This is a genomic window from Roseomonas sp. WA12, from assembly GCF_054165765.1.
The window spans coordinates 194,822-221,466 of record NZ_JBSTUI010000002.1 but is presented as its reverse complement, the minus strand read 5'-3'; the positions used below and the strand labels follow the sequence as shown (position 1 = coordinate 221,466).

Genomic DNA, 26,645 nt, shown 5'->3' with positions numbered 1-26,645 from the left:
TGGTAGCGGCCTCTGAAGGCGGCTGAGGTGGAGCCTAGTGGCGGTCCGAACCGTCCCTGTCGATCCGTCGGAGGACGGCCAGAAGTTCACCGCCTGGCTGCCCCGCTGCTCCGAACAGCTTCGCCTGCACGGCAATCACGAGCGGCATAGCCTGTCTCAGTGCCGCCACACCAGCTTCCGTCACCTCCACGTGTCGCGCGCGGGCGTCGGCCTCGCTGCGCGGCCGCGCGGCCATGCCTTTGGTCTCGAGCGCCTTCAGCACCTGCGAAACCTGCATCGGGTGAATGTCGCCTAGCCGCGCCAGTGCCACCTGGGTGACAGGCTCACCGGAACGCGCCATCCACGCGGCCATCGCAAGCGCCGTGAATTGCAGATGGGTTAACCCGACGGGACCAAGGGTCCGATCAATCTCGCGCACGTAGCGGTGGACCACTCGCCACAGAACGAAGCCGACGGCGTTCTCGGGAGCGCCAAGCGTTTCATGCCTGAAGAGCTCGGCAAGAGTGGTGGTATCTGCGGCCATGGTTGTTTCTACGTCCGCCGTGCCCCTGGTGCACCAATCGCGGCACCCTTGAATATGCTAAATACATTTACTAAATGTGTTCCTTAGTTGGCCGGATAGCCTCCATGCGCGTCACCCCGCTCGAAATCGCCTTCTGGAACTACGACCGTACCCGCGCTTTGCGCGACGGCCGCGTGAAGATCGAGGGCGTTGAGGCGCGCTTCCATACGGCCCGCATCGTGACCGAGATCTTCGAGGCTATGATCCGCCGCCGCGCCTTCGACGTGTCCGAACTCGGCCTGACCTACTTCCTGCGCACCTTCGCAAATGGCCCCTCGCCGTTCCTGGCGCTGCCCGTCTTTCCCAACCGTGCGTTCCGTCACTCAGCCATCTACGTCAGCACGGCCAGCGGTATAGAGCGCCCTGAGCAGCTGACGGGCCGGACGATCGGCGAACTCGCACTATACGGGCACGATGCCGGGGTGATGCCGAAGGGTATCCTCGCCGACGAGTTCGGCTTCCGGCCCGAGTGCAACCGCTGGATCGTGGGCGGCATCGACTTTCCGTTGGCGCCGATCGACTTCGTACCCCGACTGCATCCGACCGGGGTGGAGGTGACACTGGCCCCAGAGGGCACCGATCTCGGTGTCCTGCTAGAGGCGGGCGAGATTGACGCGCTCATCTCCGCCGACGTGCCCCGCTGCGTGCTGGATGGCTCGCCCCGTGTCCGCCGCCTGTTCACCGACCACGAGGCGGTGGAACGCAACTATTTCCGGCGCACAGGCATCTTCCCCATCATGCACGCGGTGGTAGTCACCCGTAAACTGGCTGAGCGGGAGCCGGACCTAGTCCGGGCGGTTTACCGAGCTTTCTGCGATGCCAAGGCGACGGCGGCCGAGGAACTGGTCCGCGGCATGACGTTCAACAACATGGGGATGATGATCCCGTGGCTGACCGACCTGCTTTCGCGGGATCGCGAGTTGCTCGGCGATGACTGGTGGTCCTACGGCATCCAGCCGAACCGCGCCGCGATCGATGCTGTGCTGCGCTATCATCACGAGCAGGGGCTGACGACCCGGCGCCTCACGTTCGAGGAGGTTTTTGTGCCCTACCTGCTGGACACATGAGGGGCGCAGCGGACCGAACGGCTTTTCGTTGAGGACTAGCGAGCGCCGAGGACTTCCCGCGCCCTCAGCGCGGCTTTCGCAGATGCTCTGCTCGTAGAGGACTGCAACGTCAGTCGGCTTTTACCCCGGCCTCCCGCAACACCCGCTGCCACTTACTGGCCTCGGCCCGCAGGAAGTCGTCGACCGATGGCGGAGTGCTGTCCGGCACCATGGTGACACCTAGTTTTTCCAGCCGCCCCCGGAGCTCCGTCCTGGCGAGCGCGGTATTCGTGGCTTCGTTCATGCGTGCAATCGCCTCCGGCGTGGTCCCGGCCCGCACGAGGAGGGCGTTCCAGGTATAGGCCTCGTAGCCCGGCAGCGTCTCGGCGACGGTTGGGACGTCTGGTAGCTGCGCCAGGCGCGAAGGCCCCGTTACCGCAAGCGCCCGGGCCTGGCCGGAGCGAGCCATCGGAATACCAGTCGCAGCGCTATCGATCACCATCGCGATCTGCACAGCTAGCAGGTCTGCGACGGCGGGTGCCGCCCCGCGGTAGGGCACATGCACTACGTCCAGGTCCGCCTGCCGCTTCAGCAGCTCGGCCGCTAGATGCTGAGCGCTGCTGTTCCCGGCTGAGCCATAGGCGAACCCGCCCGGCTTGCCGCGGAACAGGGCCAGCAGTTCGGGCAGGCTCCGTACCGGCAGATCGCGGCTGACGAGGACGACCTGCGACACCGTTCCTATCAGCGCCACGCCTCGGAAGTCGGCGATCGGGTCAAACGGCAGGTTCTCCACCAGCACGGGGTTCACCACATGCGCGACGGTCGCGACCAGGAAGGCGTGGCCGTCCCGAGGACCGTTCGCCACCGCGCCTGTCCCGACCACCGTGCCCGCGCCGGTGCGGTTCTCCACGATCACGCGCTGCGGCAGCGCGGCGGAGAGCGCCTCGGCGAGCAAGCGGGTCGCGACGTCGGTCGGGCCACCGGCGGCGTAGGGCACGACCAAGCGGATGGGCTGGATGGGCCAGGACTGCGCCAGGGCCGGGCGGCAGACCAGGGCGCCAGTCGCGGCGAGAAGGGCCCGGCGCCTCACGACAGCACCTCCACACGCCCGCCCAAGCGGCATCCGGGGCCGTCCGGGTCCGGGCGCACGTGGATCTCGCTCGGACGACCCATGGCCTCGCCCTGGCGGACGAGAAGCCCGGTCTTCGGTGCGCCCAGGCCGTAGAACAGCGCGGCGGCCGCGATGCCAGTGGCGGCGTCCTCTGGGTAGCCGGAGCTGCGTGGGAACTGACGGGCGTGCACCACACCTCCTGCGCCCCCGGCCCAGGGATAGAGGCCCGTAGAGCCGATCGCCTCGCTGACGGCGCGCACCCGTCCCGGATCCGGGTTGAGGGCGTGCAGCCGCTCGGGGTCCGCAACGGGCACGAGAGTCTTCACCCGGCTGGTGGCAGCGTTGAGCACGCCAGCCCCGGGGAGGAGATCCTGATGAGTAAGGCCCAGGGCAGCCAGCACGGCCCCGATCTCCGCGACCTCCTGCACCCGTCCGGGAGGCTGGGTGATCTCGACGCTGCCATCCGCGGCGAAGAGGGCCCGGACCGGCCCGGACAGCGTCTCGATACGGAGTTCCGCTCCTGGGGCCTGCCCGCGGGCGCGGAGCAACCAAGCTGCGCCCAGGGTCGCGTGGCCGCACATCTCCATCTCGTGGTCGGGCACGAAGAAGCGGAAGCGAAAGTCGGCCGCCCCGGGATCGTTTGGAGGCAGGACGAAGCCGCTCTCATGGCCGTAGCTGGCAGCGAGCGTCCGCATGGCCTCGGCATCCATGCCGCTTGCGTCGAGCACGACCGGACAAGGGTTGCCGCCGCCCGATACGGCAGGAAAGACGGAGAGCAGGATGGGGGACGAGGGGTTCGGCTGCATGGAAGCAGTCTGCCCCTGAGGACGCCTGACCGGCGCGCCTCATCGGGCCCTATCTCTCGCGCGATCGGGCCGCCGAGGGTGGTCCGCCGGTGTGCTGGCGGAAAAGCCTGGCGAGGTGGGAAGGCGATGCCAGGCCCACGGCATGGGCGGCCGCGAGCACGCCCTGGCCCGCTCCGATCCGCCGGGCCGCTTCCCGAACCCGTAGCCCGCTCAGGTAGTCCGCGATGCTGGTACCGACATGCCGCCGGAACAGCCGCGTCATCTGGCGGCGGGACAGGCCGAAACGCGTGGAGAGATCGTCCAGCGCATGGGGCTCCTGCAACCGGGCCCGGAGATGCTCCGCGATGGCCTGCACCAAGGCCGCGCCATGCTGCGCGGGTGCGGGATCAGGTCCCGCCTCGCTGGCCTCCTCCAGCAAGAGGCGGTCGGCGAGGCTGGCCCGCTCGGAGCCGTCCGGCAGGGCGTCTCGATAGGCAAGAAGAGGCAGCATGGCCGGGGGTAGCAGGCCCAGGTGCCAACCGCGCCGTGCCGGAAGCCATCGCCCTAGTCGGGCCCCGGGCGCGTAGAGCACAAGGTGCCGGTGCGCTGCGTCAGCAGCCCGGGTGCGATGGCCAACCCCCGGGGCGACCAATAGCGCCTCGCCGAGCCGGATTGAGGTCGGGGTACGGCGTCCATCCATCTCGAACGACATCAACCCCTGCCGGGGCAGCAGGAGCATGGCGCAGTCATGCGCGTGCCAGTCCGTGGCGTAGTCGGGCCGGGCAACGGCAGCAGCCGCCCATTCGGCCCGGTGCAGGGCGAAGACCATGTCCGACCATACCGATCCGCAGCGCCGGTAAGGGAGTCGAAAACGCAGGCGGCTCCGCCGTGTAGCATCCCGAGCCGCTGATGCCCGGGATACCGACCTGGATGGATTTGCTACGCACTCCTGGCGGTCCAATGATCGGGAACAGTGGCGCCAGGGCCAGAAGGGGACCGTCATGCTCAAATTCGTCGACGCCGGGCCACTGGAGGTCGCGTTCGAGGAGACCGGCAGCCCAGAGGGGTGGCCAGTCGTGCTGATGCACGGCTTTCCATATGATGTACGTGCCTATGACGCGGTGGCGCCGGTTCTGGCCGCGGCGGGTGCTAGGGTGATCGTGCCCTGGCTGCGCGGCTACGGGCCGACCCGCATCCGGTCGGCTGAGACACCCCGCTCCGGCGAGCAGGCCGCCCTAGGCAAGGATCTGCTCGACCTCATGGACGCGCTCGGGATCCGCTCCGCGGTCCTTGCCGGGTACGACTGGGGCGGGCGAGCTGCCTGCATCGTCTCGGCGCTATGGCCGGAGCGGGTCGACGGACTTGTCTCGCAGAACAGCTACAACATCCAAGACATCGCGCAGTCCGGGAAGCCGCAATCACCCGAGAACGAATTGCGCCTTTGGTACCAATACTACTTTCATTCCGAGCGCGGGCGAGCTGGGCTGGCTGAGAACCGGCGGGACTTCTGCCGCCTGTTGTGGAGGCTCTGGTCGCCTCAGTGGCGCTTCGATGATGCGACGTTCGAGCGGACGGCCGCGAGCTTCGACAACGCGAGCTTCGTGGACGTCGTCATCCACTCCTACCGGCATCGATTTGACCTAGTCGCCGGTGATCCCTCGCTCGCGTCTATTGAACGCAGGCTTGCAGCACAGCCGCGGATCATGGTGCCAGCTATCACCCTTGACGGTGACTCGGACGGGGTGCTCGCCCTGGGTGGGACGGCGAAGCATGCTGCGCACTTTACTGGGCCTCATGAGCACCGAATTGTGCAAGGCGGTGGGCACAATCTGCCGCAGGAAAAGCCCGCCGACTTCGCGGCCGCGATCATGGATGTCAGGGCCAAGTGTACAGCGGTGCGAGGTGGATGAGACGCACGCTGCAATCCGCGGAACCTGCAGCACTCTGGGAAACCGCTTCCGCACCGGGCTAACAGCAAAGCTGCGATAGACATTCGTTGCGGTGGGATCATGTCGAAATTTTTCAGGTTCAACAACGAGCGGTGATACCCTTGGGCAGGAGACAACCTGGAAGCTTGGAGACACCATGAACGTCTATCCGAAGAATCGAGGCGTAGCCCTGAAGATCGGCAAAACGGACAGCGATTCGTGCGCTGTCGTCAACGCGGCGTCGAGAGCGTTGCGGAAGGCTGGCGCTCCCTCGGCAGAGATCGACATCTTCATAAACGAGGCATTGTCCCGCGACTATAATCACGTCCTTACGACGACGATGGCCTGGGTCGGATTCAAGCACTGAACTCCAGGTAAACACCGGATTGAAAGGTGGACAGCGGCGGCTCTCCGCTGTCCCGCCTCTTGCTGTTGCGGGCGGTAGGCCCAGCCACTGGTCCTGAGTGTCTGCACTACTCCTCTCTGAGCCGATGCTGAGTGACAGCGCACTTGCATCAGGGCAACTCGACTGTCCTCTACATCCTACCCGTCGCGACGCCTGCCTCGGGGTTGATCAATGCTTCCAGATCCAGCCCTCCCTCGAAGAAAGCGATCACGTTCTCCGCTGCTGACACGGCCATACGCTGCAGCCCCTGCTCGGAACTGGCCGCGACGTGCGGTGTGACGAACACGTTGGGAAGCGCCAAAAGCGGCACGGGCGCGGCCATCGGCTCCACCTCCAACACATCGAGCCCTGCCGCCGAGAGATGACCGGACCGCAGCGCCGCCTCGAGCGCGTCCTCGTCGACCAGCGTTCCTCGGGCGGTGTTGACCAGGATGGCGCCCGGCCGCATCGTAGCCAGAAAGGCCGCGTCCACCATGCTCCGGGTGCTATCGTTCGACGGGCAGTGCAGGCTCACGACATCAGCTGCCGCAAGTCCATCGGTGAGCTGAGTCACCGGCGCACATCCCTGCGCGCGCACGATCCGGCCGGGCACGAAGGGGTCGAAGACGAGCACGCGCATGCCGAGGAACGCGCAGATCCGGGCAACGCGAATGCCGATGCGGCCGAAGCCGACCAGCAGAACGGTCTTTCCGGCCAAGTCGAATGCCTGGGTAGAGCCAGGCACTCGCCACTCACCGCGTCGCACGGCGGCGTCGGTTTCCCTAAGCTGTCGTGCAGAGGCGAGCATGAGCATGAGGGCGTGCTCAGCCACGGATGCGGCATTCGCCTCCGGTGTCACGGAGAGGAGGATGCCGCGCTCCGTCAGGGCAGAGACGTCCACGTGGTCGTACCCGACGCCGTGGCGGCAGACAAAGCGTAGGCGTGGGGCGGCATCGAGCAGTGACCGGTCGACCCGTGTACCACGGACGATGATCGCTTCCGCGAGGGCGAGACGCTCCCGGCGGTTCTCCGGGGTGAGGGCGTCGCCATCGTCTAAGACGTAACCCTCCCTGCCGCGCAGGCGCCCCAGCCCGTCCTGGTGGATCCGATCGGGCACGAGGATATGGGGCATGCGGTCAGCGCCCTCCCCAAGGACGTCGTGCAAAGAGCGCCTTGATCGCCGCGGCCTCCGCCAGGACGAACTGACGGTATGCTTCTCCGGTCAGCGGGTGAAGCGGTAGGTTCAACCGCTGCGCTTCCTCGACGAAGACGGGGCTGGCCATCATGGTGCCAAACGCCTCCACCAGCCGGTCAGTTATCGGTGTGGGAAGGCCGGGCGGTCCGACGAAGCCGCGGGCCGAGCCGACGATCACGTTCAGGCCCTGCTCGCGGAAGGTTGGCACCTCGGCCGCCGCGGACCAGCGTCGATCCGCTGCCTGCCCCAGGCACCGCGTGCGCCCCTCCTGCATAAGCGAGAGGCCCTCGCTCATGTTGTAGGACGCGACGTCGATCTGCCCGCCCAGGAGATCGCGGATCGCCTGCGCTGTTCCGTTGTAGGGCGAGTGCAGGGCCCGCGTGCCCGTCGCTTCCTCGAAGGCAAGCAGGAGCTGGTGATCGTCCGACCCGATCCCGGCCGCGCTGCCAATCGAGACTGCCTCGCTCCGACGTGCCATCGCGGTGCGCAGGTCCGACAGGGAACGCAGAGGAGAATCCGAGCGCACCCAGAGCGCCGAGGGATCGTCCACCATGTTCGCGAGGAAGGTGTAGTCCTCGGTCTGCCAGCGCACGGAGCGCTCCAGTGAAAGCGACGTGAAGGAGAGGCTGCCGGCGGCGCCGATGGTCCAGCCGTCCGGCCGGGCCGCGAAGATGGCCTCGTTCCCTGTCTGGCCGCCCGCCCCGGTGCGGTTCGTCACGATCAGATTCGCACCGGGGAGATGCTGCGGCAGGAGCTTCGTCGCCAGGCGCGCGATGATGTCGATCCCGCCTCCCGGGGGGTAGGGCACAATGGTCTCGATCGGGCGCCCGGCAGGCCATGCCCCTTGCGCCAGCGCCACCCGTCCCAGCCCCAGTAAGGGCAATCCCATCACGATATCTCGCCGCTTCATCGCGGTTCTCCTCCCGAATTCTTGGAACGTGATTCGCTGCAGATTTTTGAGCCAATTCGCGCGCCGGAAGAGGTGGCAGGTCAGTCCTGCTCGATCACGCAGCCACCCTTCCGCAGGGTCGCATCCACCCAGGCGTGCGAGTAGGTTCCGGCCTCGATCTGCGCGATCATCTCGGCCTCGGCCGCCGCCTTCGCACGCCCTGCTTCCAGCAGGGCCTGCGCTGAACCGTAGGGAATGCAGAGCACGCCGTCGCCGTCCCCGATGACGAGGTCGCCCGGCTCGATCACCATACCGTCGATTGCGATCGGCACGTTGATCTCGCCGGGACCGTCCTTGTAGGGACCGCGATGGGTAACCCCGGCAGCGAAGACGGGCAGCGTTCCGACCTTGATGGCATCTGCGTCGCGAATGGCGCCGTTGATCACGAAGCCTGCCAGGCCCGCCCTTGTCCCCATGAGCACCATGATCTCGCCGATGATCGCGTTCGTGAGGTCGCCCCCTGCGTCCACCACGATCACGTCGCCGGGCAGCGCGAGTTGCATGGCCTTGTGGACCATCAGGTTGTCGCCGGGTCGGGACTTCACCGTCAGCGCCGGGCCCGCCATGCGGCCCCCGGCGTGCATCGGAAGTAAGCGAGGCCCGGCTGCCGTCATGCGTGACATGCAGTCGCTGACATTCGCGACCGGAAGGTCCTTGAACCTGTGGACCAGCTCGGGGCCGACGCTGCGGCGCCTCTTCAGGACGCGGAAGCCGTGCATGGATCCTCCTGGCGGACGTCCCGGCCCGACGGGCCGGGATATGGAGCCGATTAACTCGGCGGGATGCTCGCGCTCAGCGGAGCGGCGGCGAGAACATCAGCCCACCCTGATTCCAGAGCCTGTTCAGGCCGCGTTCTAGGCCAAAGGGGGCGACGTTGCGCTGCCACACCTCACCGTAGTTGCCGACAGCCTTGATCGCGTTCGCTGCCCATCGCCGGTCGAGACCCATGCTGGGACCGATATCCCCTTCGGCGCCGAGAAGACGCCGGACGTCGGATGAGGCTCCGGCTGAGGGTGCGTCGGCCATGGCCGCCGTCACACCCTGCTGCTCGGCCCAGATCAGCGCGAACTGCGTCCAGCGCACCACGTCGAACCACCGCCCGTCGCCCTTGCGGATGAAAGCTCCCAACGGCTCCATCGTGACGCTGTCGGGCAGAAGCACGAAGGCTTCCGGATCGGGCTGCGTCATGCGGAAGCCGGACAGGCCGGTCATGTCGCGCGTAAAAGCGTCGCAGCGCCCGGCCAGGAAGGCGGCATGGATCTCATTGAGATCCTCGATGAGGACCGGCTGGAAGGTGAGCCGGTTGGCCCGGAACCACTCGGCCAGGATGACTTCCGTCGTCGAGCCGGGCGGGACGCAGATCGTCGCGCCGCCCAACTCGGCCAGGCGGGCAACGCCCAGGGAGCGCTTCACCAGAAAGCCCTGGCCGCTGTAGAAGTTCGCCGAAGCGAAGACCAGGCCGAGGGAGGTTTCCCGCGTGGTGGTCCAAGTCGTGCTGCCGAACAGGACATCGATCTCGCCGCTCTGGATGGCCGGGAAGCGGCTGATCGGGGTGACCGGCCGGATGGTGGCCTTCGACGGATCGCCCAGGACGGCCGCCGCCAGCGCCCGGCAGGAATCCACGTCGACGCCCCGCCAGGCGCCACGGCTGTCCGGCAACGAGAAGGGCGGGTTGTTGGACTGGACCCCGCACACGACGCTGCCGCGCGCCCGGATCGCCGCCAGGGTGGGCGAATCCTGTGCCGAAGCGGAATGCGTGCCGGACAGTCCGATGGTAGCGAGGGCGCCCAGGGACAGCACGGCAGTTTGGCGCCGGATCAGTTTCAGCGCGGCACGAAGCGCTGACGCGGCAGCGCTCGGCGAGGTCAGTGCTTTCATCCGCAATCTCCTAGAGGATAGGCGGCAACATGTGGCCGCAAGCAGGCGTCAAACAGTGAGCCGGGCCGGGTGCACCCCGGTGTCTTCGGACGGACGCAGGGCGGCGCAGGCTTCGGCCAGCCTCGCGCAGGCCGCCTCGATGACCTCGATCGGGACCGCGATCGACAGGCGCACGTAGGGTGACAGCCCGTAGGCGCCGCCGTCGAGCATCGCCACGCTTGCGGCCTCAAGAAAATACATCGTGACGTCGAGGTCGGTGGTGAGCGTCCGGCCCTCGGGCGTCACCTTGCCGATCAGCCCTGCGCAGGACGGGTAGACGTAGAAGGCACCGTCCGGAGCGCGGCAGCGCAGTCCCGGGATCGCGTTGAGCAGAGTGACGGCCCGGTCGCGCCGGGCGCGATAGGAGTCTCGCGCCTCCCTAACGAAGCTCTGGTCCCCCTCCAAAGCGGCCACTGCCGCGGCCTGGCTGAGGGAGGAGACACAGGAGCTTGACTGCGACTGGATGGTGTTCATTGCGGCGATCAAGGGGGCGGGGCCAGCTCCGTAGCCCAGCCGGAACCCCGTCATTGCATAGGTCTTGGAAACGCCGTTCACGAGCAGCGTGCGCTCGAGAAGTCGTGGCTCCAGGGCGGTCGCGCAGGCCGGGATCCCGCCGTCAAAGCGGATATGCTCGTAGATGTCATCCGTCATCAGCGCCACTCGCGGGTGGCGGAGCAGCACCTCGGCAAGGGCGCGGATTTCCGCCTCTGTATAGACGGCGCCGGTTGGGTTGCAGGGCGAGTTCAGGATCAGCCAGCGGGTCCGGGGCGTGATCGCCCGCTGCAACGCCTCGGCCGACAGCTTGAACCCAGTCTCTTCGCCGCAGGGGACGACGACCGGAGTGGCGTCGAACAGAATGACCATGTCAGGATAGGACACCCAGAAGGGCGCGGGCACGATCACCTCGTCGCCCTCTCCAACCGTCGCGGCCAGGGCGTTATAGATCACCTGCTTTGCGCCAACGCCCACCGCAATCTGGTCCATGGCGTAGCGGACGCCGTTCTCGCGGGCGAGCTTTGCAACAATCGCCCCACGGAGCGCGGGTGTTCCGTTTACGGGCGAGTATCGCGTGTCGCCCGCTAGGAGAGCGGCAGTCACCGCGGCCGCGATGTGGGACGGGGTATCGAAGTCCGGTTCTCCGGCCGTGAGGTCCAGGATGTCCTGTCCCTCCGCCTGCAGTCGCTTCGCCCGGTCACGGGCAATGAGGCTAGGGGACGTCTTGATCCGGCTCAGGCGGGCGGAGAGTTCGATCGTCATGACGTCGCTCATCATTCCTTCCCACGGATGGACCGGGCTTGTTGTGCCTGTCCCGCTGGTGCAACGACGGTTCCAGTCGCGACACCGACCCCGACCAGCAGGCCGTATGCCGTGGGAGCGGATCGCGGTTTTAGGGCCGGAAAGGCGCCTTTCTGACTGGGATCAAGGCTAGGTATGATCCTGTGCGCAACCGGGATGGGCCGTTTCAAGAAGGATGGAAAGCGAATATAATTCCATGCATCCATCGCTTTTCTTCCATAATGGAATGGAAGGTCGTCCCATAATCACGCTGAAGCAGGCTGAAGCCTTCTACTGGGTCGCGACGCTAGGAAGCGTTGTCGAGGCTGCAGAGCGGCTGCACCTCGCACAGTCCACATTGTCGAAGCGGATCATCGAGCTGGAGGCGGCCGTGCCCGCCGCCCTCTTCGACCGTGGCGGCCGGGCAGTGACCCTGACGAGCCTTGGAAGTCGGCTCCTGCCCCTCGCCTCGGACCTGCTGGCAGCAGAGGCCCGGTTCAGGGAGGCCGCCATCGGACCTAGGGTGTTCGATGGACCGGTCCGCTTCGGGGTGACCGAGATGATCGCGCTCACCTGGCTGCCCAGGCTCATCGACCGGATCCGGGAAGTCTATCCGCTGGTCGTGCCAGAGCCGGAAATCGACGCGAGCGGCGCACTGTTCGACAAGCTGGCCGACCGGCGGCTGGACTTCGTAATCGGCCTCAATCCGCCGACGGACGGGAACCTAAGAACCGTGCCGCTGAACAGCGTGACGCTGCATTGGGCTGCAGCGCCGGGCATGGGGCCGAAGGGCGACGTCGTGCCGCTCGCCGAGATCGCCAACTACCCGGTCCTCACACAGGGTGACAGTTCCGGATTGCAGAAGCTGCTCTTCGACTGGTTTCACACCAGCGGCGTCCGGTTCAGCCGCGTCGTCAAGTGCAACAGTCTTCACGTGCTGACGGCACTGACGGTGGCCGGTCTTGGTGTGTCGTTCCTATCCGAGCGTCACGTCCGGCCCGAGGTCGAAACAGGCCGCCTCAGGGTCTTCCGAACGGTACCGGCCATTCCCGCGGCACAGTATTTCTTTGTCTCCCGCGTGGACGCACCGGACGCGTTTACCGAACACGTGATCCGGCTTGTGCAGCAGTGCTGCGATTTCGATTGGGACGTGACCTGAGGAGGTACATTCGGCGCCACATCTCTGCGTACCGCTGTGGCCGCGGCGGCCGAGAGAAGTTCCTAAAGCCTTGCTGTCCTCCCTGACTCTTGCCGGGCGACAAGCTGCGGGAGATCGGGGCGCTCCGGGCCCCTAGGACATTCGTCATGGTGGGCGACGGCGTCAACGACGCTCCGGCGCTGGCGGCCCCGGTGCATTGCAGCGGCTGGATTGTGGCCGGTACCGGAAATCCCGTTCCGCTCCGGCCTGCCCCGCGTTTCCGGCAACTCGTTCAGGAGGCCTTCCATAAGGTGCGTCGGATGCTTCGTCCGGGCGCATACCTTGTCCGAGTGCATACCGGCACATTTGATCTCAACTGGATGACGATGCGTCAGGGTACGGGCCGCCATCCTTGTGCACGAACCGGCCGTCAGCGTTCGCACTCATCACGTCGATGTCCGAGCAGGTGGTCAGGTCGGCATAGATCCGCGAGCCGACCTCTAGATAGATGGCCAGGGTATCTGCCTTGTTGATCATGTGATGGCCATTGCCCGTGGTCGCCTTTGGTGGCGGACGCTTCAGCCTCGATGCTCGTCGCGGCTGATGCGAGGCCGAAGCGTCGTCGGTCACTTTGGCCAGCCGAACAGGAAAACTGAAACGTTCGAGATTTATGGTTTTTCGACACCCAATACCGTCAAGGTCGTCATCGCTGCTGAGGAGATGGCTCTGCCCTATCGCCTCGTTCCCGTCGACCTCCGTCGCGGTGAACAGAGAAGCGATGCCTTTACGGCCCTAAATCCAAACAGCAAGGTTCCCGTGCTCATCGACCATTCGCCGGCGAGTGGCGGCGACGTCATCCTCAGCGAATCTGCGGCGATCCTGGTCTATCTGGCTGAGAAGGCTGACCGATTGCTGCCAACCGACGCAGTGCAGCGCGGCAGGGTTTTCGAACAGCTCTTCTTCCATACGTCTGGCCTCAGCCCGGCGTTCCTCCACGCCTTCCTCCTTCGAATGCAGAAAGGGCCGAGTGCGGACGCGAGGAAGCTGGCGCTGAAAGAAGTAGATCGGGCGCTCTCCGTCTTCAATGGCAAGCTGAAGCACCATCGCTACATCCCTGGTGACGAATACACGATTGCCGACATAGCGCATTTCGGCTGGATCTGGCGTCACGCGGCGGTCGGAGCCGAGCTCGACAAAGTCGATTTCGTGAAGCGTTGAACGACGACATCATGGCACGATCAGCGGTCGCTAGGGCGATCTCGAACACGATGGCGCTCGCAGGTTAACTATATGCGATCTGGGAAAGGGCGTAGCCTGGCTTCAATCCTTGAGAGCGCCTCACCGCCCATTCGGGATATGTTCGAGGGCGTTGGTCGAGTGGCGCGAAGGGTGTTCACCACCGAGCAACGGTCGTTGGTGGGTGGTGAACATGAGGCGGAAGCAGGCGCCCGCGGTGACAGATGACCGGAGTAGGTGGGAAGCGGACATTGTTGGCCGCTTCCCGTCCACGGCCCTGCGATCGAGTGGGCGCTTGGAACGGCACTCCGCGAGGTCGCCGCAGAACCTTCTTCCCCTGCCACGCGTCCGGAAGTTGCCGATCGGCGTTAGGGATCGCGCAGGCCAGCGGCGGCTTCGGAGAGGGGGACCTCTGGCGGCAGCGCGCGCAAGACGGTGCGCGCGGTCGCGATGTCGGGTACGTCCGCGATCAGGCCGTAGCTCGGCAACGGTAATCCGCTCCAATGCGGGCAGCGGAAGAAGATTCGCACGCCGGCCGCTACTAACGGCCGGTCGACATGCACCTCGTGGAGATTGGCGAACCGCATCTCCCGGGTCTTCCAGAGCACCTTGAACCTCAGCCGGTCCGCCGCGATCCACAGCTTGGGCGACAGGTTGCTGTGCTCACCCAGGAAACCGGCTGTGTTCCACAATCGCTGGACCGGGATGGCCATCTCCGGTGCCGCGGCGTCGCCGGGACCTGCTGGCGCGACCGAGCCGCGCGCGTTCTCGTGCTCGGCCCTCCGCCGCCGGATCACGAGAATGACGGTCACGAGCAAGATGACCCACAGAAGAGGAGTGGCCAGCAGCCTAAGCAAGTCTTCCATGCCCATCAGCGCCGTCCATCCTTCGCGACCAAGCCTATCCGATTGGTTCGGCCAGCCGCCCGCAATGGCGGCTCCGCCACGGCCGGAAGTCCCACGAAAACTCGGGACGACGGCCCCCGGAGCCATGTTATCGTTCCGGCAACACACTGGATAGGAGGCCGCCTTGCGACCGACGCTGGCTTGCTGCCTGACCCTCGTCGCGCTGACACCCGTCCCGACCGGGGGTGCGAGCGCACAGGGGCCGGACGGGTACCACGATCCAGTCGCCGCCGCGCGCAATGCCAGCTTGCACCTCCACTTCGAGGTGACGGGCCCGCTCGTGCCTGATGCCGGTGACCGCTGCGCGATCCCGGCGGTGGCGCGCCGCGTGTTCCGCGCCGACCGCGAGACCGCTGACCGGCCGCCGCAGCCGATCGACCCGGTAACGGCAGGCACGGCGCTGACGCTCGTGGTGCCTTGTCTGAATACCGCCATGCCCTTCAACCCGGTCCAAACGACCGGGCCCCTCGCGGACCGGGCCCGCATATGGGACCCGCCGTTCGACGGCACGCGGCGCCTGCGCCTGGCGGTCCCGCGCGAGCGTCAAGTGCCGCAGCCGGGCGACGTGCTGGAAGCTTTCCTCACGCCCAGCCGCGCCCCCAACCTCCCCTGCGGTCACCCGCGCTCGGTGGAGCAGGGCCGCTGGGTCGTGCCGCGTCCCCTGACGGCCACGCCGGTGGTCCGCCGCGACGGCACGTCGCAGGTCAGTGACCCGCCCGGGGCGCGCGTGCTGTGGATGTCGCCACCGCCCTGCTCCCCGGGCGCAGGACAGCGTTGATCTTCCGACACTCGACGGCGCCTGCAGGAACGGCCGATGCAGGCGCGCCACGCCACGCCGCGACGTCGAACGGACGTCCTGATCCGGTAGGTAGGCCGGCGCCGGGACCGGGTAGCGGCGCCGGCGCCTTCCTCAGCGAACCGGGGAGCGAATGTCCCCCGGTGCACTGCAATACCAGCCGCACCGCCCCATCCTCGTCGGGGATGGCCACGGCGATGCTCATCACCCCCTCCAGGTACTCCATCCGACCCACCGCATAGCCACCCCGCCGCGCCTCTTGAACCTCGGCCCAGACGGCCTCCTTGTCCGTCCGCGTCGCCGGGGTGAAGGCGCGAACCGGCATGGCGTCCAGAACGGCCCGGGCCCGCGCCTCCGGCAGCGCCGCAGCCGCGCCCGCATCTGGGACGGCGCGTCGGGCGGGTAGCGGTGCCCCACCGGTACGTTGATCATCAGCCCAGTGCCGCCCTACACCCAGTTCACCCGGCACAGCAGGCAGTGCAGCCCCAGCGTCGCCGCCACGTCCAGCAGCAGCCCCGGCGCCAGGGCGTAGCGCTGCCGTTCCCGGTCATCGCCACCCAGCCCTCCAACACGAGGGTGCGAAGAATCATCAGCGCGTGGCTCTTCGTCAGTTCCAGCCCCGGACTCCGGCTCCTGCCACCGCCGGAAGGACGATCTCAGCTTCCCTCTTTAACCGCGACACTACTGCGGCGAGCCATGATCGACGCCAAGCTGTGTGCCGCCCTCTCCTCCCGCTACAAGCATGCGACACGGCACTTCCACGATTGTCGAGACATCGCGGTGCACGTCGAGGATTTTGCCTCAGTTCCCGATCGCTTGGCTAACGCGCAAGCGTTCCGGACCACCCCCGGCCGCACGGTTGGGTTCTAGCAGGATGCCGACAAACTGCATCGATCCTGCGCAAGGGCTGAAGTCGACCCAGTACAGACATCGTTGGTCGCCGGCTTCAGGCGGTCGCCGAAGTGCAGCGTCTACCAGCGTCCACCCCAGGGTAGCGCGAGAGGCTGATGCGGGGTCACGCCGAAGGCAGCGATCAAACGCTCGACGACATCTGAGGTGGGACTGCTGATGCCGCGCTCGATGACGCTGACGTAGAGGGGTGAGAGGCGGCCTCGAAGGCGAGCTCCTAAACAGCCGGTGCCCGCCCGCGGCGTTCGTTCTGAACATCGACTTCCGCTTCGCCGGGTACTCCGGAGCTATTTTTAGTGAACGGGGCAATCCTGGTCGGATCTCTGCTCGGAAGAATCCCGATGCGCAGTCGGTCTGGGGGCGAGCTGGTCACTTCGATCGCCTCGTTCAGTCCACCTGATGCTCGAACGGCGCGCTTAAGCCAAGTTCTCGGGTTCAAGAAATACGAAGCCCATGGTCCGTGCGTGATAGTGTAGCCCGCCATCCTGCACGATCAGAAAACGAGCCTGGATATCGCCGGCGTTGTGGTGTGAGTGGGGTTCACCGGGCGGGGTGACGAGGGTGGTGCCGGGCTGCCACGGGCAGTGGTGGGCGCTCACCATGGAATGGCAGTCTCTGCCCTGGAGGATGAGTGTGATGGCGGCGGAGTTGTGCCGGTGAGGCAACTGGGCCTTGCCCGGCGGCAGAGTGTTCAGGGACAGGGTAAGCACGGGTGTGAGGTTCCGTGCCGCCTCTAAGGTCTCCGAGGAGAAGATAACCGCGAGGCCGGAGGTTTCCGGGTTGGTCGTGGTGCTGGCGAGGATGGCGAGCTGCCGCTCGATTTCTGCGGCAGGGTAGTGAACCGGGGCAAGCGGGGCCGGGCCGGGACGAGTTGCATTCAGCGCTAGCAAGGGCTCATCGCTAACGATCCAGAGCAGGCTGTCCTCTATGGCGTGCAGCGGCACAAGGTTGCCTCCTGGCAGCAGGAAGATGTCGCCCGCACCCCAGGTGAAACCCGTAGCTCCGCCGCAGCCGCGGAGGACATGAACGATGATCCCGTTCGCGGCGAGATCCAGTGTCATCACTTCCTGGGCGCGCAGACGGGCGTAGCGGGCGAGCATGAGCGGGGTGGTCGCGGGGAAGGAGCAGTCCAGCGCGTTTGACTGGTCGCAGGCATAGAGGCCGGTCTGAGCATCCGGAGCATCGGCTTCGGCCAGGACGGCAGAAAATTCGGCCGGCGGCACAGTCGGCAGCTTAATGTTGAAGGCATTGCCCGAATTGAAAAATCGGGCCCGCGCTGCGGCGGCGCTACGCGGCGCCTCGGGGAACTGCACGGGCAGGTCGGCCATGTCTGTCATCATACGGGCTCCCACGGACCGGGTTCCAGGACGAGGCCCGCAGCCACCTCCGCCAGCACGGCGGCACCGGCGGCGACATGGGCGGGCTCGGCCCATTCGTGCTCGGCGTGGCTGACTCCATCGCGGCACGGGATGAAGATCATGGCGGTCGGGCAGAGCGGCGCCATGTGCCGGGCGTCGTGGCCGGCAGCAGAGAGAATGGGCATCGCGGCGTGGCCGAGCGCCTCAGCCGCTTTCGCGATCCGCCCGCGGAGGCTCGGGTTGAACGGGTTCGAGGGGGCATCCACCAGTCGCTTCACCTGCACGGTGCAGGGCGGGGCTTCGGTGGCCGCGATCGCCTCCAGTCGCTCGCCCGCGGCGTTCAGCACGGCGTTGTCGGGGTGGCGCAGGTCGATACGGCAGGTCAGCCTGGACGGCACTACGGAGGGGGCGTTCGGCTCCATCCGCACCATGCCGATGGTGAACTTGATGACGGGATCAATGGTGCCGATCTCCCGGAACATCGCGTCGGCCATGCGTGCGAAGGCGGCAAGCGCATCCTGCCGATCGGCCATGTCCAGCGTGCCGGCATGCCCCTCGGCGCCGTTCACCAAAATTTCCCAAGTCTTCTTGCCCTGTATGCCGGTGACGATGCCGATGGGCGTGCTGTGCTGTTCCAGCACGGGGCCCTGCTCAATGTGCGGTTCCAGATACCAGGCGATGGGAAAGCCGAGCGGACGGCGCGGCAGATCGGGGAAGGCGGCGTGCAGGGCGCCTAGGGCGTCGGCGACGTTAGTGCCCGCTGCATCCGGCGTGGCGAGGATGTCGGCCAGGGGTCGCACGCCCGCGAAGGCCTCGGATCCCATCATCCCCGGGGCAAAACGGCTGCCCTCCTCGTTCATCCAGGCAACGACGGTGACGTCTCGGGCCGGGGTGCCGCTGAGCGATTGGGCGGCCTCCAGAGCGGCGAGCACGCCGAAAGCGCCGTCGAACTTGCCGCCGGTGGGCTGGGTGTCGAGATGGCTGCCCATGAGCAGCGGCGGCAGGCTGCGGTCGCGGCCGGGCAGGGTGAGGAAGAGGTTGCCCGCCGGGTCGGTGGAGGGCTCCATCCCCGCCTCCGCGGCCCAGGCGATGACTTGGTGCCAAGCTTCGGTCTCGCCCGCGGAGAGGGCCTGGCGGTTCACCCCGCCCGCAAGCAGGGCGCCGATCTCCGCCAGCTCTATGAGGCGCTGCCAGAGACGCGCGCCATTGGTGCGCGGGATCACGTCGTCTTCATCACCTGCCCGGGCAGGGCGCGCGGGTCCCGCGGCATCCAGGCGTCGTGCTCCACCTGTGCGAAGAACTCGGACAGCAGGGCGTTGAAGACGGCGGGCTCCTCCAGGTTCAGCGTGTGGCCGGTCTTGGGTAAGATGGATAGGCCGCAGGCGGGGACGGTCCTCTTCAGGTAAAGGCCGGGCTGCAGGCAGTGGTCGTCCTCGTCACCGACGACGACGAGGCTGGGCACGGCCATGCGCTTCAGCTCCTCCTCAAGGTCCCAAAAGGAGGGACGACGGGCCTGGACACCGCGCATCGTCATGGCGGCGCCGACGCGGTCATGCGTGCAGAGGCGCTCGACGAATTCCTGCCAGCCGAGCGGGTCCTTGCTCTGGAACTGCACGCGGGAGGCGCCGGAGCCGTAGATCGGGGCGAAGGCTTCCGCGCCGAGTGTCTCGAAGCGGTCCGCCACCTCGAGCGAGACGCCGCGGAAGTAGTCTTCGAACTCCTTCTCGCAGCCATAACCGGCACCGGCTATGGTGAGGGAGAGCGCGCGCTCGGGCGTGCGGAGGCCGAAATGGAGGGTGCAGAAGCCGCCCATCGATAGGCCGACGATATGGGCCTTCTCGATCCCGAGACCGTCGAGCACGGCGACGGCGTCGTCGGCCGCGATGGTCTGGCTGTACTGGTCCAGCTGCGTGGGCACGTCGGAGGGCGGGTAGCCGCGGGCGGCATAGGTGATGCAGCGATAGCGGCGGGAGAAGTGGCGGAGCTGCGGCTCCCAGCTCTCGTGATTCCCGCCAAACTCGTGAATGAAGAGGATGGGCGTGCCGTCGCCCACCTCCTCGTAATGCAGGCTGATGCCATCCCTGGTTGTGATGCGCGGCATGGTGTGGGCCCTCAGAATTGCGGCGCGACGTCGTTGAGGGTGCGCGCCTCCGCCGCGATGGCGGGAAATGCATCGCGCAACCGCTCGGCCCACTCCGTTGGGACGGAGGTGCTGACCTTGATGAAGCGGTCGCCGAAGCGCTCGGTGTGATAAGTGCCCTGGCGGATCATGATCCCCCGCCGGCGGGCGGCCTCCACCAGCGCCTCCGGACGCAGGCCGGCGGCGCCGGTCTCCAGCACCAGGAAGTTGCCGTGGCTGGGCCAGACGGGGCAGGTGAGGCCGATGGCAGCGGCCGCGTCCCGGACCATCACCTTGTTGGCGGTGTCGATCCGGCGCACTTCTTCCATCCATTCCTTCTTGACGGAGAGGCCGGCGAGCGCCGCGCGCTGTGCGATGACGCTGGCGCCGAGCACGCTGGTGGCCTGTGCCGCGAACTCGCCGAACAGGGCCCGGGGCGTGACGAGGGCGCCGATCCGCATGCCGGCTAAGCCGAGCCACTTGGAGAAGGAGAGGGAGACTACTGAGTGCTCTGGAGCGACCTTCAGCGCGGGGTGGTGGCCGTCAGCGAAGTCGCGATAGGTGCAGTCATGCGCCAGCAATGCGCCGCAGTCCTTGGCAATGGCCGCGAAGGCGGCGATCTCCTCGGCGGTGTAGCGAATGCCCAACGGGTTGTTGGGATCCACCAGGTAGATCACCGTGGTGCGCTCATCCACCGCGGCGGCCAGGGCTTCCGGCGTCAGCTTGTAATGCGTGCTGGCATCGTAGATGGGGATTTCCACCACCTCGGCGCCGGCCTGGCGGGCGAACATCAGCGGCCACTTCCAGCTGGGGTCCGTCGTAACGAAGCGGGTGCCGGGCTTGCAGCGCGCGCGGCAGACGAGGGCGAGGGCATTCACCCCGCCCTCCGTCACCAGCGCCTCGGCCCCTGCCACGCCGAGATCGGCAGTAATGGCGCGGCGCAGCGCCTCGAAGCCCAGCGGCGGGGCATAAGCATTAAACTCGCCGCCCTCGATTGCCGCCATCATGGCCGCGCGCACGGCGGGGTGCGCGGGGATGTGGTTGGTGTTCTGGCCCATCCAGGCCAGGTCCGGCGTCGCGGCCAGCTCGTCGAAATAGCGGTTGCGGGTGAGCGCCCGCTCGGTGGCGTCCGGGATATTCGTGTCGGGGGGCATGGTTAGATCACCGAGCCGCGGGCGGCGATGCCGCCATCGATCGTAACGACCGTGCCAGTGATGTAGCCGGCGCGGGGCGAGGCCATGAAGGCGACGAGGTCCGCGCATTCCCGCGCTGTTGCGGGGCGCTTGCCCGGGTAGCGGTCGAACAGCTCCTCCCAGCGCTCGGCATCACCCAGCATGTCGATCGCCTTGGTGCGCATGATCTTCAGCATGCGGTCGGTCGCGACCGGGCCGGGGTTGATGCCGACGACGCGGATGCCGTCATCCAGGCTGCGACCGCCGATGGCCTTGGAGAAGGACATGAGGGCGGCATTTCCGGTGGAGCCGGCGAAGTAGGAGGCATCCCAGTTCTCGCCGGAATTGCCGATGACATTGATCACCACGCCCCCACCGGCGGCCTTCATGCGAGGATAGTAGAGGCGGGTGAGTGTGATGTAGCCGAAGACCTTTAGGTCGAAGCCGCGGCGGATCGCCTCGTCGGTGACGGAGGCGAGGGTGCCGGAGGGGATGTCGCCGGCGTTGTTCACAAGGATGTCTACGTGCCCTGCCGCCTCGACGAGCGCCTCCATTGCGGCGGTGGTGCCAAGGTCGGCCGAATGCACCGTCACGGTAACCCCGTGCTCTGCGCGGAGGCGGGCGGCGGCCGCCTCCATGGCAGCCCCGTTGCGGGCGGCAAGGTGGAGATGGCAGCCCTCTTCGGCAAGCACCTCGGCACAGGCGAGGCCGATGCCCTTCGAGGCACCAGTGATGAGGGCGGTCTTGCCAATCAAGTCGAGCTTCAAGGCGGGGCTCCAAAATGCCGTATGCAAAGACCAGCAATTTGCATACCAGTCTTCATCCGAAGGCGGCGATGAAGTCCAGCAAATTGTCCCCCAGGAGGGTGAGGTGGGCGCGCATCGCGCGATGAGCTCCCTCCGGATCCCGCCGGCTGATCGCGTCCACGATCTCCGTATGCTCCCGGAGAGTGTCTTTCACCCGGTCTGGCATGCGGGTGACCCGGCGGCGATAAGTGGCGACGCGGTTGCGGAGCTTGCGTGTCTCCTCCGCCAGGAAGGCGTTGCAGGAGGCTTCGTAGATCGCCTCGTGGAACTCCTGGTTCACGTCGTAGAAGGCATCTGGCCCTGCATCGGCGGCAGCTTCGAGGCGTGTGTGGATCGCGGTCATCCGCTCGATCTGCTGCGGGGAGGCGCGGCGGGCGGCGAGGCGGGCGCATAGTCCCTCCAACTCGCCCATAACCTGAAACATCTCGATCAGCGTGTGGACGCCGATGCTCCGGACCATGGCGCCCTGACGCCCGCGCAGTTCCACAAGCCCATTCGAGGCGAGAAGGCGGAATGCTTCGCGCACGGGGGTGCGGGAGACACCGAAGCGCTGCGCAACATCTTGCTCGTCCAGTCGGCTGCCGGGATCCAGGCGGCCCTGGGAGATCTCGGCCTTCAGGCGGTGGTGCAGCGCGCTTGCGAGCGTCTCTCCCTCCGAAGGGGTCAGGGGTCCGTGCACGTTCTCTGGGCGGGCTGCTCTCTCGAATGCCTCTGCTTCGCTCATGTGTGTGCAAGCCCCCAGCTTCTGCATGCAAAAAAGCAGCTTCGGCGTTGCTTGTCACCGTCAAGTCTCGCGGCCCGCCAGCTTGCTTAGCCTGAAAATGGCACGCCCCTTGCTTGGAAACAGGCCGTTCCCGCCAGTCTGCATGCTCGGCGGCCCGCTTATTATACAAGGATGCCCGGTTGTTGGCTGAGCCCCTGGACGAGACGAGCTCACTGCTGGAACTGCGCGGGATCGATAAAAGCTTCGGCCCCGTTCAGGCAGTGCGCGGGCTGTCCCTGAGCGTGCCGGCCGGCGAGTTCGTCACGGTCGTCGGACCCAGCGGCTGCGGGAAGAGCACCCTTTTTAACATGGTGGCCGGGCTGGAGGAGCCGGATGCGGGAGGCGTGATGCGCTTCAAGGGGCGCGGTTGCCACGCGCGTGAGCTGCTCGGCCGCGTCTCCTTCATGCCCCAGCGCGACCTACTGCTGCCCTGGCGCAGCGTGATCGACAACGCGATCCTGGCCAACGAGATCGAGGGCGCAGACCGCAAGGAGGCCCGGGCACGTGCCGTGCGTATGATCCCGGAATTCGGCCTGTCGGGCTTCGAGGCGCAGTACCCGCACCAGCTCTCCGGCGGCATGCGGCAGCGGGTGGCGCTGATGCGCACCTTCCTGTTCGAGCGCGAGCTGATGCTGCTTGACGAGCCCTTCGGCGCGCTGGACGCGCTGACGCGTAGCATGATGCAGCGCTGGCTGCTGGATGTGTGGGAACGGCACCGGCGCACCGTGCTTTTCATCACCCATGACGTGGACGAGGCCATCTTCCTCGGCGACCGGGTGCTGGTGATGACAGCGCGTCCCGGCGCCGTGAAGCTTGCAGTACCCGTGAACCTGCCCCGGCCGCGCTCGGCGGATCTGATTACCTCACCTGAGTTCATCGCCATTAAGCGCGAGGTTCTGGCCGCGATCGAGGAGGAGAGCATGAAGTCCTTCGCCTCGGCAGGCATGGCGAATGGCGCGGGGGGAGTAGCGTGAGCATGGACGACGCCGAACGCGAGGCCCGCACGGCGCTCGCGGCCTGCTACCGCCTCGTGGCGCGGCTGGGCCTGGACGACATGATCTATAATCACATTTCGTTACGCGTGCCGGGGCGGGAGGACCAGTTCCTCATCAATCCCTACGGCCTGCTTTTTGAGGAGATCACCGGCTCCGACCTCGTGAAGATCGACACGCAGGGGCGGAAGATCGACGACACGCCGCATGATGTAAATGTCGCGGCCTTCGTGATCCATGCGGCGATCCACAAGGCCAGCCACGACGCAGCCTGCGTACTGCACACGCATTCGGATGCGAGCCTTGCCGTCTCCGGGCAGGAAGAGGGGCTGCTGCCGCTCAGCCAGTTCGCCATGCGCTTCTATCGCCGCCAGTCATTCCACGACTACGAGGGCGTGGCTATCGACCTGGACGAGCAGACGCGGCTGGTGCGCGACCTCGGCAGCAGCAAGGTGATGCTAATGCGCAACCACGGCATCCTTACCACCGGGCGCACGCCGGGCGAGGCTTTCATGCTGCTCTACTATTTCGAGCGGGCGGCGCGCATCCAGCTGGACATGCAGGCCGCCGCGGCCGCCGGGGCGCGGCTGATGATCCCTTCGCATGATGTCTGCGAGAAGGCAGCGCGCCAGTTCTGGGAACAGCAGGGCGACATCCTGGTGCCCGGGGAGCGGGAGTGGCCGGCCCTGCTTCGCCAGCTCGACCGCGCCGATCCGACCTACCGCCACTAGCAACCGCCAAGGAGCCCCGACCCATGCAAAGGCGCACTCTTCTCGCCGCGGCCGTCGCGACGCCGGCCATTCTTCCCGCCATTTCCCGTGCCCAGGGCACGCAGAAGGCAACGTTGCGCCTGAAGTGGCTAGCGCAGACGCAGTTCGCCGGCTTCTACCTGGCCAAGGCGCGCGGCTACTACGAAGCCGAGGGGATCGACCTGACGATCAACCCGGGTGGGCCGAACCTGCTGACGGAGAACCTAGTCGCCACGGGCGCCGACACCTTCGGCCTTTCGGGCGGCACAGATAGCGTCTTTGCTGCGCGTGAGAAGAACCTGCCGGTGGTTTGCGTCGGCGTTTCGCATCAGCAGACGCCGTTCTTCTTCGTTGCCCGTGCGGATGGCCCGATCCGGACGCTGCAGGACTTCAGAGGCAAAACCATCACTACCTGGTACACTGGCGCGAATTACGTGCTGCTGGGCATGCTGGCCAAGGCCGGGCTGAAGCCGGGCGACTTCACCATGCAGCCGCAGCAAGTCTCGGTGACGCCCTTCGTAGATGGGCAGGTGGATGTGGTGACCGCCACCAAGTACAACGAGTTCTACACGCTGATGACCCGCGTCGGGCGCGAGAAGCTGCGCACCTTTGTGGCTGAGGATGAGGGCATCACCTTTCCCCGCGACACGCTCATCGTGAGCGAGACGACCGCGCGGCAGAAGCCGGAGATGGTGCGCGGCTTCCTGCGCGCCTCCATCAAGGGTTGGCGGGATGCTCTTCAGGACCAGAAGCTGGGCGTGGATACGGTGATGGCCGCAGCACCGTCGCTCAGCCGGGCGCACCAGGAGTTCATGCTGGTCGAAGCCGGTAAGCTCATGACGGCGGGTGCGGCCGCGCAACAGGGCCTGTTCTGGATCGACGAGGCGGCAATCCGCTCTGCCTACGACTTCCTGCGAGAGAACGAGGTGATCAAGCAGCCAATCGACCTCGCCAAAGCCTATGAAGGAAGCTTCCTGGCTGCGATCCCCGTCGCGGACCGCATGGCTTGAGCGCCACGGTTCCTTTGCGAGCTGGTTGGGGCTGGCGTCGGATAATGCCGGCCCTGCACGGCTTCGGGCGGCTCCTGCTGGGGCTAGCACTCGCCGCTGCCGTGTGGGAAGGTGCGGTGCTGGCCTTCAACATTCGCCCGGACTACCTGCCTCGACTGAGCGCGATCCTCGCAACGATCGCGGAGGCGCCGGAGGCCTATGTCGCCGGCTTCCTGCGGACATTGGCCGAGACGTTGATCGGCTTCTCGGCCGGTGTGCTCGTTGGGATGCTGAACGGGGTGCTATTCCTGCGCCTATCGGTGCTGAGGGACATGCTTTTCCCTATCTTCGTTGTCTCACAAACAATTCCGGTCATCGCGTTCGGTGCGCTTGTGGTGCTGTGGTTCGGGAACACGCTGCTCGCGAAGGCAGTGATAGCCTTTTATCTGACCTTCTTCCCGGTGACAGTGAATACGCTCCTAGGGCTGCAGTCGGTGGATCCGCGGCAAGTGGACCTGCTTCGCAGCTTCGGCGCCAATGGCCGACAGATCCTTTTCCAGCTTTTGCTGCCCACCGCCCTGCCGCAGATTTTTGTCGCGCTTCGCCTCGGTGCGTCGCTTAGCCTCGTCGGCGCGATCGTGGGCGAGTGGTTTGGGGACACGACAGGCCTGGGCGTCATCCTGCTCCAGGCCATGTACACGGAACAGGTGACGGTGCTGTGGGCGGCTATTCTCTGCGCCGCCCTGCTAGGTACCGGCCTCTACGCGCTGGTCGCGCTGGCAGAACGCTGGCTGGTTTTTTGGGGGGCAGAGGGGTGAGCCGCAGCGCCATGCGCGGTGTATTGGGCGCCGTACTCCTAATCCTGTTGTGGGAGGGCGCCGCACGCGGTTTCGCGTTGCCTTCCTACACCTTGCCCGCAGTCAGCGAGATCATGCTCAGTCTTTGGGTGCAGCGAGCTAACCTCCTCGCTGGCGGTGCGACGACTCTGCTGGAGGCGCTGATCGGGTATAGCCTCGGCTGCCTCATTGGGATCGCGCTTGCCGTCGGCATCATCGTGCTGCCCTGGTGCCGTGTGGCGGTGCTGCCGGCGGTGATGGCGGTGAACTCCGTCCCGGTCGCAGCTTATTCACCGCTGGTGCTGCTTTGGTTCGGCATCGGCATCTCCTCCAAGATCGTGATGGTCACTTTGGCGGTGGGGTTCACTGTCTTCCTAAGCGCGCTGGCAGGTTTTGACCGGGTGGACCGGCGCTCGGTAGATCTGCTGCGAAGCTTCGGCGCCGGGCAGGCCTCTGTGCTCTGGCGACTGCGGCTTCCGGCGGCCATGCCGCTGATCGCGGCAGGGATGCGCGTCGCGACTGTGCGCAGCCTCATCGTTGCTATCGTGACCGAGATGCTGGGTGCTCAGAGCGGGCTGGGCTGGATCATCTATCAGGCGGTGGTGCAGATCGATTTTGTGCAGGTCTGGTCCGCCATCTTCGTGGCCTCTGCCATTAGCCTGACCTTCTTCGGACTGATCGGTTGGATCGAGCGGAAAGTGATCTTCTGGCGATGACGAGACTG

29 protein-coding genes and 2 pseudogenes are annotated in these 26,645 nt (G+C 66.4%); 12 read left to right on the top strand and 19 right to left on the bottom strand.

Translation table 11 applies throughout. The annotated features are described in order from the left end of the window. Positions 1-34 precede the first annotated feature (34 nt). Positions 35-523 carry a MarR family winged helix-turn-helix transcriptional regulator gene (locus tag ACVBD7_RS23535; protein ID WP_458097937.1) on the bottom strand — a complete coding sequence of 163 codons (489 nt, stop codon included), beginning with the start codon at positions 521-523 and terminating at the stop codon, positions 35-37. A 104-nt stretch (positions 524-627) separates the two neighbouring features. Here ACVBD7_RS23535 and ACVBD7_RS23530 point away from each other — a divergent pair, with 104 nt between their 5' ends. After that, a complete protein-coding gene (locus ACVBD7_RS23530) occupies positions 628-1,629 on the top strand; it encodes a hypothetical protein (RefSeq protein WP_458097936.1) in 1,002 nt (333 codons plus the stop codon). Positions 1,630-1,738: 109 nt separating this feature from the next. Here ACVBD7_RS23530 and ACVBD7_RS23525 read toward each other — a convergent pair whose 3' ends face one another. Genes ACVBD7_RS23525 through ACVBD7_RS23515 form a run of 3 tightly spaced genes read right to left on the bottom strand, consistent with a single transcriptional unit; the run spans position 1,739 to position 4,333 of the window. After that, positions 1,739-2,698, bottom strand: coding sequence for a Bug family tripartite tricarboxylate transporter substrate binding protein (locus ACVBD7_RS23525; protein ID WP_458097935.1), 960 nt, complete (start codon positions 2,696-2,698; stop codon positions 1,739-1,741). Beyond that, positions 2,695-3,525, bottom strand: a complete 831-nt coding sequence (locus tag ACVBD7_RS23520; RefSeq protein ID WP_458097934.1) for a PhzF family phenazine biosynthesis protein — start codon at positions 3,523-3,525, stop codon at positions 2,695-2,697. The genes ACVBD7_RS23525 and ACVBD7_RS23520 overlap by 4 nt, the downstream gene beginning before the upstream one ends. Before the next feature lie 49 nt (positions 3,526-3,574). Next, positions 3,575-4,333 (bottom strand): helix-turn-helix domain-containing protein, encoded by a 759-nt coding sequence (locus ACVBD7_RS23515; RefSeq protein WP_458097933.1) that lies wholly within the window; start codon positions 4,331-4,333, stop codon positions 3,575-3,577. 172 nt (positions 4,334-4,505) lie between these two features. On the opposite strand from ACVBD7_RS23515, the gene ACVBD7_RS23510 reads away from it, so the two are divergent. Then, positions 4,506-5,414: an alpha/beta fold hydrolase gene (locus tag ACVBD7_RS23510; protein ID WP_458097932.1), complete on the top strand. Its 909-nt coding sequence runs from the start codon at positions 4,506-4,508 to the stop codon at positions 5,412-5,414. A gap of 175 nt (positions 5,415-5,589) precedes the next feature. Then, positions 5,590-5,799: a hypothetical protein gene (locus tag ACVBD7_RS23505; RefSeq protein WP_458097931.1), complete on the top strand. Its 210-nt coding sequence runs from the start codon at positions 5,590-5,592 to the stop codon at positions 5,797-5,799. 169 nt (positions 5,800-5,968) lie between these two features. Here the strand turns inward: ACVBD7_RS23505 and ACVBD7_RS23500 are convergent, their stop codons facing one another. The 5 genes from ACVBD7_RS23500 to ACVBD7_RS23480 all read right to left on the bottom strand — a co-directional run bounded on the left by ACVBD7_RS23500 (position 5,969) and on the right by ACVBD7_RS23480 (position 11,147). Continuing rightward, positions 5,969-6,949, bottom strand: a complete 981-nt coding sequence (locus tag ACVBD7_RS23500; RefSeq protein ID WP_458097930.1) for a hydroxyacid dehydrogenase — start codon at positions 6,947-6,949, stop codon at positions 5,969-5,971. Positions 6,950-6,953: 4 nt separating this feature from the next. Further along, positions 6,954-7,922, bottom strand: coding sequence for a tripartite tricarboxylate transporter substrate binding protein (locus ACVBD7_RS23495; protein ID WP_458097929.1), 969 nt, complete (start codon positions 7,920-7,922; stop codon positions 6,954-6,956). A gap of 80 nt (positions 7,923-8,002) precedes the next feature. Further along, complete coding sequence (locus tag ACVBD7_RS23490) at positions 8,003-8,680, bottom strand: RraA family protein (RefSeq protein WP_458097928.1); 678 nt, start codon at positions 8,678-8,680, stop codon at positions 8,003-8,005. A gap of 73 nt (positions 8,681-8,753) precedes the next feature. Further along, positions 8,754-9,839: an amino acid ABC transporter substrate-binding protein gene (locus ACVBD7_RS23485; RefSeq protein WP_458097927.1), complete on the bottom strand. Its 1,086-nt coding sequence runs from the start codon at positions 9,837-9,839 to the stop codon at positions 8,754-8,756. A 48-nt stretch (positions 9,840-9,887) separates the two neighbouring features. Beyond that, entirely contained in the window at positions 9,888-11,147 is a 1,260-nt protein-coding gene (locus tag ACVBD7_RS23480) for an aminotransferase class I/II-fold pyridoxal phosphate-dependent enzyme (protein WP_458097926.1), read from the bottom strand. A 223-nt stretch (positions 11,148-11,370) separates the two neighbouring features. On the opposite strand from ACVBD7_RS23480, the gene ACVBD7_RS23475 reads away from it, so the two are divergent. Next, entirely contained in the window at positions 11,371-12,312 is a 942-nt protein-coding gene (locus tag ACVBD7_RS23475; protein ID WP_458097925.1) for a LysR family transcriptional regulator, read from the top strand. A gap of 351 nt (positions 12,313-12,663) precedes the next feature. On the opposite strand, the pseudogene ACVBD7_RS23470 reads toward ACVBD7_RS23475, so the two are convergent. Beyond that, positions 12,664-12,846 (bottom strand): annotated as a pseudogene (locus ACVBD7_RS23470) (hypothetical protein); the annotation flags it as partial. Between ACVBD7_RS23470 and ACVBD7_RS23465 the strand changes: the two are divergent. Next, positions 12,832-13,509 (top strand): glutathione S-transferase family protein, encoded by a 678-nt coding sequence (locus ACVBD7_RS23465; RefSeq protein WP_458097924.1) that lies wholly within the window; start codon positions 12,832-12,834, stop codon positions 13,507-13,509. The pseudogene ACVBD7_RS23470 and the gene ACVBD7_RS23465 overlap by 15 nt on opposite strands. A gap of 386 nt (positions 13,510-13,895) precedes the next feature. Here ACVBD7_RS23465 and ACVBD7_RS23460 read toward each other — a convergent pair whose 3' ends face one another. Then, positions 13,896-14,399: a hypothetical protein gene (locus ACVBD7_RS23460; protein WP_458097923.1), complete on the bottom strand. Its 504-nt coding sequence runs from the start codon at positions 14,397-14,399 to the stop codon at positions 13,896-13,898. A 157-nt stretch (positions 14,400-14,556) separates the two neighbouring features. Between ACVBD7_RS23460 and ACVBD7_RS23455 the strand changes: the two genes are divergently transcribed. Further along, the gene (locus ACVBD7_RS23455; RefSeq protein ID WP_458097922.1) at positions 14,557-15,210 is read left to right on the top strand and encodes a hypothetical protein; all 654 of its coding nucleotides are present in this window, start codon (positions 14,557-14,559) and stop codon (positions 15,208-15,210) included. On the opposite strand, the gene ACVBD7_RS23450 is transcribed toward ACVBD7_RS23455, so the two are convergent. Continuing rightward, complete coding sequence (locus ACVBD7_RS23450; RefSeq protein ID WP_458097921.1) at positions 15,137-15,697, bottom strand: IclR family transcriptional regulator domain-containing protein; 561 nt, start codon at positions 15,695-15,697, stop codon at positions 15,137-15,139. The genes ACVBD7_RS23455 and ACVBD7_RS23450 overlap by 74 nt on opposite strands. Between ACVBD7_RS23450 and ACVBD7_RS23445 the strand changes: the two genes are divergently transcribed. Then, the gene (locus tag ACVBD7_RS23445; protein ID WP_458097920.1) at positions 15,637-16,098 is read left to right on the top strand and encodes a DUF6880 family protein; all 462 of its coding nucleotides are present in this window, start codon (positions 15,637-15,639) and stop codon (positions 16,096-16,098) included. The genes ACVBD7_RS23450 and ACVBD7_RS23445 overlap by 61 nt on opposite strands. A 101-nt stretch (positions 16,099-16,199) precedes the next feature. Here ACVBD7_RS23445 and ACVBD7_RS23440 read toward each other — a convergent pair. The 7 genes and pseudogenes from ACVBD7_RS23440 to ACVBD7_RS23410 form a co-directional block, all read right to left on the bottom strand. Further along, positions 16,200-16,322 (bottom strand): annotated as a pseudogene (locus tag ACVBD7_RS23440) (hypothetical protein); the annotation flags it as partial. Between the two features lie 231 nt (positions 16,323-16,553). Next, positions 16,554-17,465 (bottom strand): cupin domain-containing protein, encoded by a 912-nt coding sequence (locus ACVBD7_RS23435; RefSeq protein ID WP_458097919.1) that lies wholly within the window; start codon positions 17,463-17,465, stop codon positions 16,554-16,556. 8 nt (positions 17,466-17,473) lie between these two features. Then, positions 17,474-18,718, bottom strand: coding sequence for a Zn-dependent hydrolase (locus tag ACVBD7_RS23430; protein ID WP_458097918.1), 1,245 nt, complete (start codon positions 18,716-18,718; stop codon positions 17,474-17,476). Continuing rightward, positions 18,715-19,596 carry an alpha/beta fold hydrolase gene (locus tag ACVBD7_RS23425; protein ID WP_458097917.1) on the bottom strand — a complete coding sequence of 294 codons (882 nt, stop codon included), beginning with the start codon at positions 19,594-19,596 and terminating at the stop codon, positions 18,715-18,717. The genes ACVBD7_RS23430 and ACVBD7_RS23425 overlap by 4 nt, the downstream gene beginning before the upstream one ends. 11 nt (positions 19,597-19,607) lie before the next feature. Next, complete coding sequence (locus tag ACVBD7_RS23420) at positions 19,608-20,768, bottom strand: pyridoxal phosphate-dependent aminotransferase (protein WP_458097916.1); 1,161 nt, start codon at positions 20,766-20,768, stop codon at positions 19,608-19,610. Between the two features lie 2 nt (positions 20,769-20,770). Beyond that, positions 20,771-21,553: an SDR family oxidoreductase gene (locus ACVBD7_RS23415; RefSeq protein WP_458097915.1), complete on the bottom strand. Its 783-nt coding sequence runs from the start codon at positions 21,551-21,553 to the stop codon at positions 20,771-20,773. A 52-nt stretch (positions 21,554-21,605) separates the two neighbouring features. Beyond that, positions 21,606-22,316 carry a GntR family transcriptional regulator gene (locus ACVBD7_RS23410; protein ID WP_458097914.1) on the bottom strand — a complete coding sequence of 237 codons (711 nt, stop codon included), beginning with the start codon at positions 22,314-22,316 and terminating at the stop codon, positions 21,606-21,608. A gap of 182 nt (positions 22,317-22,498) precedes the next feature. Here ACVBD7_RS23410 and ACVBD7_RS23405 point away from each other — a divergent pair, with 182 nt between their 5' ends. The 5 genes from ACVBD7_RS23405 to ACVBD7_RS23385 are packed head-to-tail and all read left to right on the top strand — an operon-like array spanning position 22,499 to position 26,637. Beyond that, positions 22,499-23,329, top strand: coding sequence for an ABC transporter ATP-binding protein (locus ACVBD7_RS23405; protein ID WP_458097913.1), 831 nt, complete (start codon positions 22,499-22,501; stop codon positions 23,327-23,329). A 2-nt stretch (positions 23,330-23,331) separates the two neighbouring features. Next, positions 23,332-24,078 (top strand): class II aldolase/adducin family protein, encoded by a 747-nt coding sequence (locus ACVBD7_RS23400; RefSeq protein ID WP_458097912.1) that lies wholly within the window; start codon positions 23,332-23,334, stop codon positions 24,076-24,078. Positions 24,079-24,101: 23 nt separating this feature from the next. Beyond that, positions 24,102-25,106, top strand: a complete 1,005-nt coding sequence (locus ACVBD7_RS23395) for an ABC transporter substrate-binding protein (protein WP_458097911.1) — start codon at positions 24,102-24,104, stop codon at positions 25,104-25,106. Between the two features lie 44 nt (positions 25,107-25,150). After that, positions 25,151-25,903, top strand: a complete 753-nt coding sequence (locus ACVBD7_RS23390; protein WP_458097910.1) for an ABC transporter permease — start codon at positions 25,151-25,153, stop codon at positions 25,901-25,903. Next, positions 25,900-26,637 (top strand): ABC transporter permease, encoded by a 738-nt coding sequence (locus ACVBD7_RS23385; protein ID WP_458097909.1) that lies wholly within the window; start codon positions 25,900-25,902, stop codon positions 26,635-26,637. Before ACVBD7_RS23390 ends, ACVBD7_RS23385 begins: the two co-directional genes overlap by 4 nt. The last annotated feature ends 8 nt before the right edge of the window (positions 26,638-26,645 follow it).

Excerpts from the sequence above, each read along its gene's own strand:
- ACVBD7_RS23530 (WP_458097936.1), top strand. The coding sequence starts at position 628 with ATGCGCGTCACCCCGCTCGAAATCGCCTTCTGGAACTACGACCGTACC.
- ACVBD7_RS23500 (WP_458097930.1), bottom strand. The coding sequence starts at position 6,949 with ATGCCCCATATCCTCGTGCCCGATCGGATCCACCAGGACGGGCTGGGG.
- ACVBD7_RS23485 (WP_458097927.1), bottom strand. The coding sequence starts at position 9,839 with ATGAAAGCACTGACCTCGCCGAGCGCTGCCGCGTCAGCGCTTCGTGCC.
- ACVBD7_RS23520 (WP_458097934.1), bottom strand. The coding sequence starts at position 3,525 with ATGCAGCCGAACCCCTCGTCCCCCATCCTGCTCTCCGTCTTTCCTGCC.
- ACVBD7_RS23460 (WP_458097923.1), bottom strand. The coding sequence starts at position 14,399 with ATGGGCATGGAAGACTTGCTTAGGCTGCTGGCCACTCCTCTTCTGTGG.
- ACVBD7_RS23420 (WP_458097916.1), bottom strand. The coding sequence starts at position 20,768 with ATGCCCCCCGACACGAATATCCCGGACGCCACCGAGCGGGCGCTCACC.
- ACVBD7_RS23465 (WP_458097924.1), top strand. The coding sequence starts at position 12,832 with ATGGCCATTGCCCGTGGTCGCCTTTGGTGGCGGACGCTTCAGCCTCGA.
- ACVBD7_RS23425 (WP_458097917.1), bottom strand. The coding sequence starts at position 19,596 with ATGCCGCGCATCACAACCAGGGATGGCATCAGCCTGCATTACGAGGAG.
- ACVBD7_RS23435 (WP_458097919.1), bottom strand. The coding sequence starts at position 17,465 with ATGGCCGACCTGCCCGTGCAGTTCCCCGAGGCGCCGCGTAGCGCCGCC.
- ACVBD7_RS23490 (WP_458097928.1), bottom strand. The coding sequence starts at position 8,680 with ATGCACGGCTTCCGCGTCCTGAAGAGGCGCCGCAGCGTCGGCCCCGAG.
- ACVBD7_RS23495 (WP_458097929.1), bottom strand. The coding sequence starts at position 7,922 with ATGAAGCGGCGAGATATCGTGATGGGATTGCCCTTACTGGGGCTGGGA.
- ACVBD7_RS23400 (WP_458097912.1), top strand. The coding sequence starts at position 23,332 with ATGGACGACGCCGAACGCGAGGCCCGCACGGCGCTCGCGGCCTGCTAC.
- ACVBD7_RS23410 (WP_458097914.1), bottom strand. The coding sequence starts at position 22,316 with ATGAGCGAAGCAGAGGCATTCGAGAGAGCAGCCCGCCCAGAGAACGTG.
- ACVBD7_RS23535 (WP_458097937.1), bottom strand. The coding sequence starts at position 523 with ATGGCCGCAGATACCACCACTCTTGCCGAGCTCTTCAGGCATGAAACG.
- ACVBD7_RS23395 (WP_458097911.1), top strand. The coding sequence starts at position 24,102 with ATGCAAAGGCGCACTCTTCTCGCCGCGGCCGTCGCGACGCCGGCCATT.
- ACVBD7_RS23480 (WP_458097926.1), bottom strand. The coding sequence starts at position 11,147 with ATGAGCGACGTCATGACGATCGAACTCTCCGCCCGCCTGAGCCGGATC.
- ACVBD7_RS23515 (WP_458097933.1), bottom strand. The coding sequence starts at position 4,333 with ATGGTCTTCGCCCTGCACCGGGCCGAATGGGCGGCTGCTGCCGTTGCC.
- ACVBD7_RS23390 (WP_458097910.1), top strand. The coding sequence starts at position 25,151 with ATGCCGGCCCTGCACGGCTTCGGGCGGCTCCTGCTGGGGCTAGCACTC.
- ACVBD7_RS23475 (WP_458097925.1), top strand. The coding sequence starts at position 11,371 with ATGCATCCATCGCTTTTCTTCCATAATGGAATGGAAGGTCGTCCCATA.
- ACVBD7_RS23505 (WP_458097931.1), top strand. The coding sequence starts at position 5,590 with ATGAACGTCTATCCGAAGAATCGAGGCGTAGCCCTGAAGATCGGCAAA.
- ACVBD7_RS23510 (WP_458097932.1), top strand. The coding sequence starts at position 4,506 with ATGCTCAAATTCGTCGACGCCGGGCCACTGGAGGTCGCGTTCGAGGAG.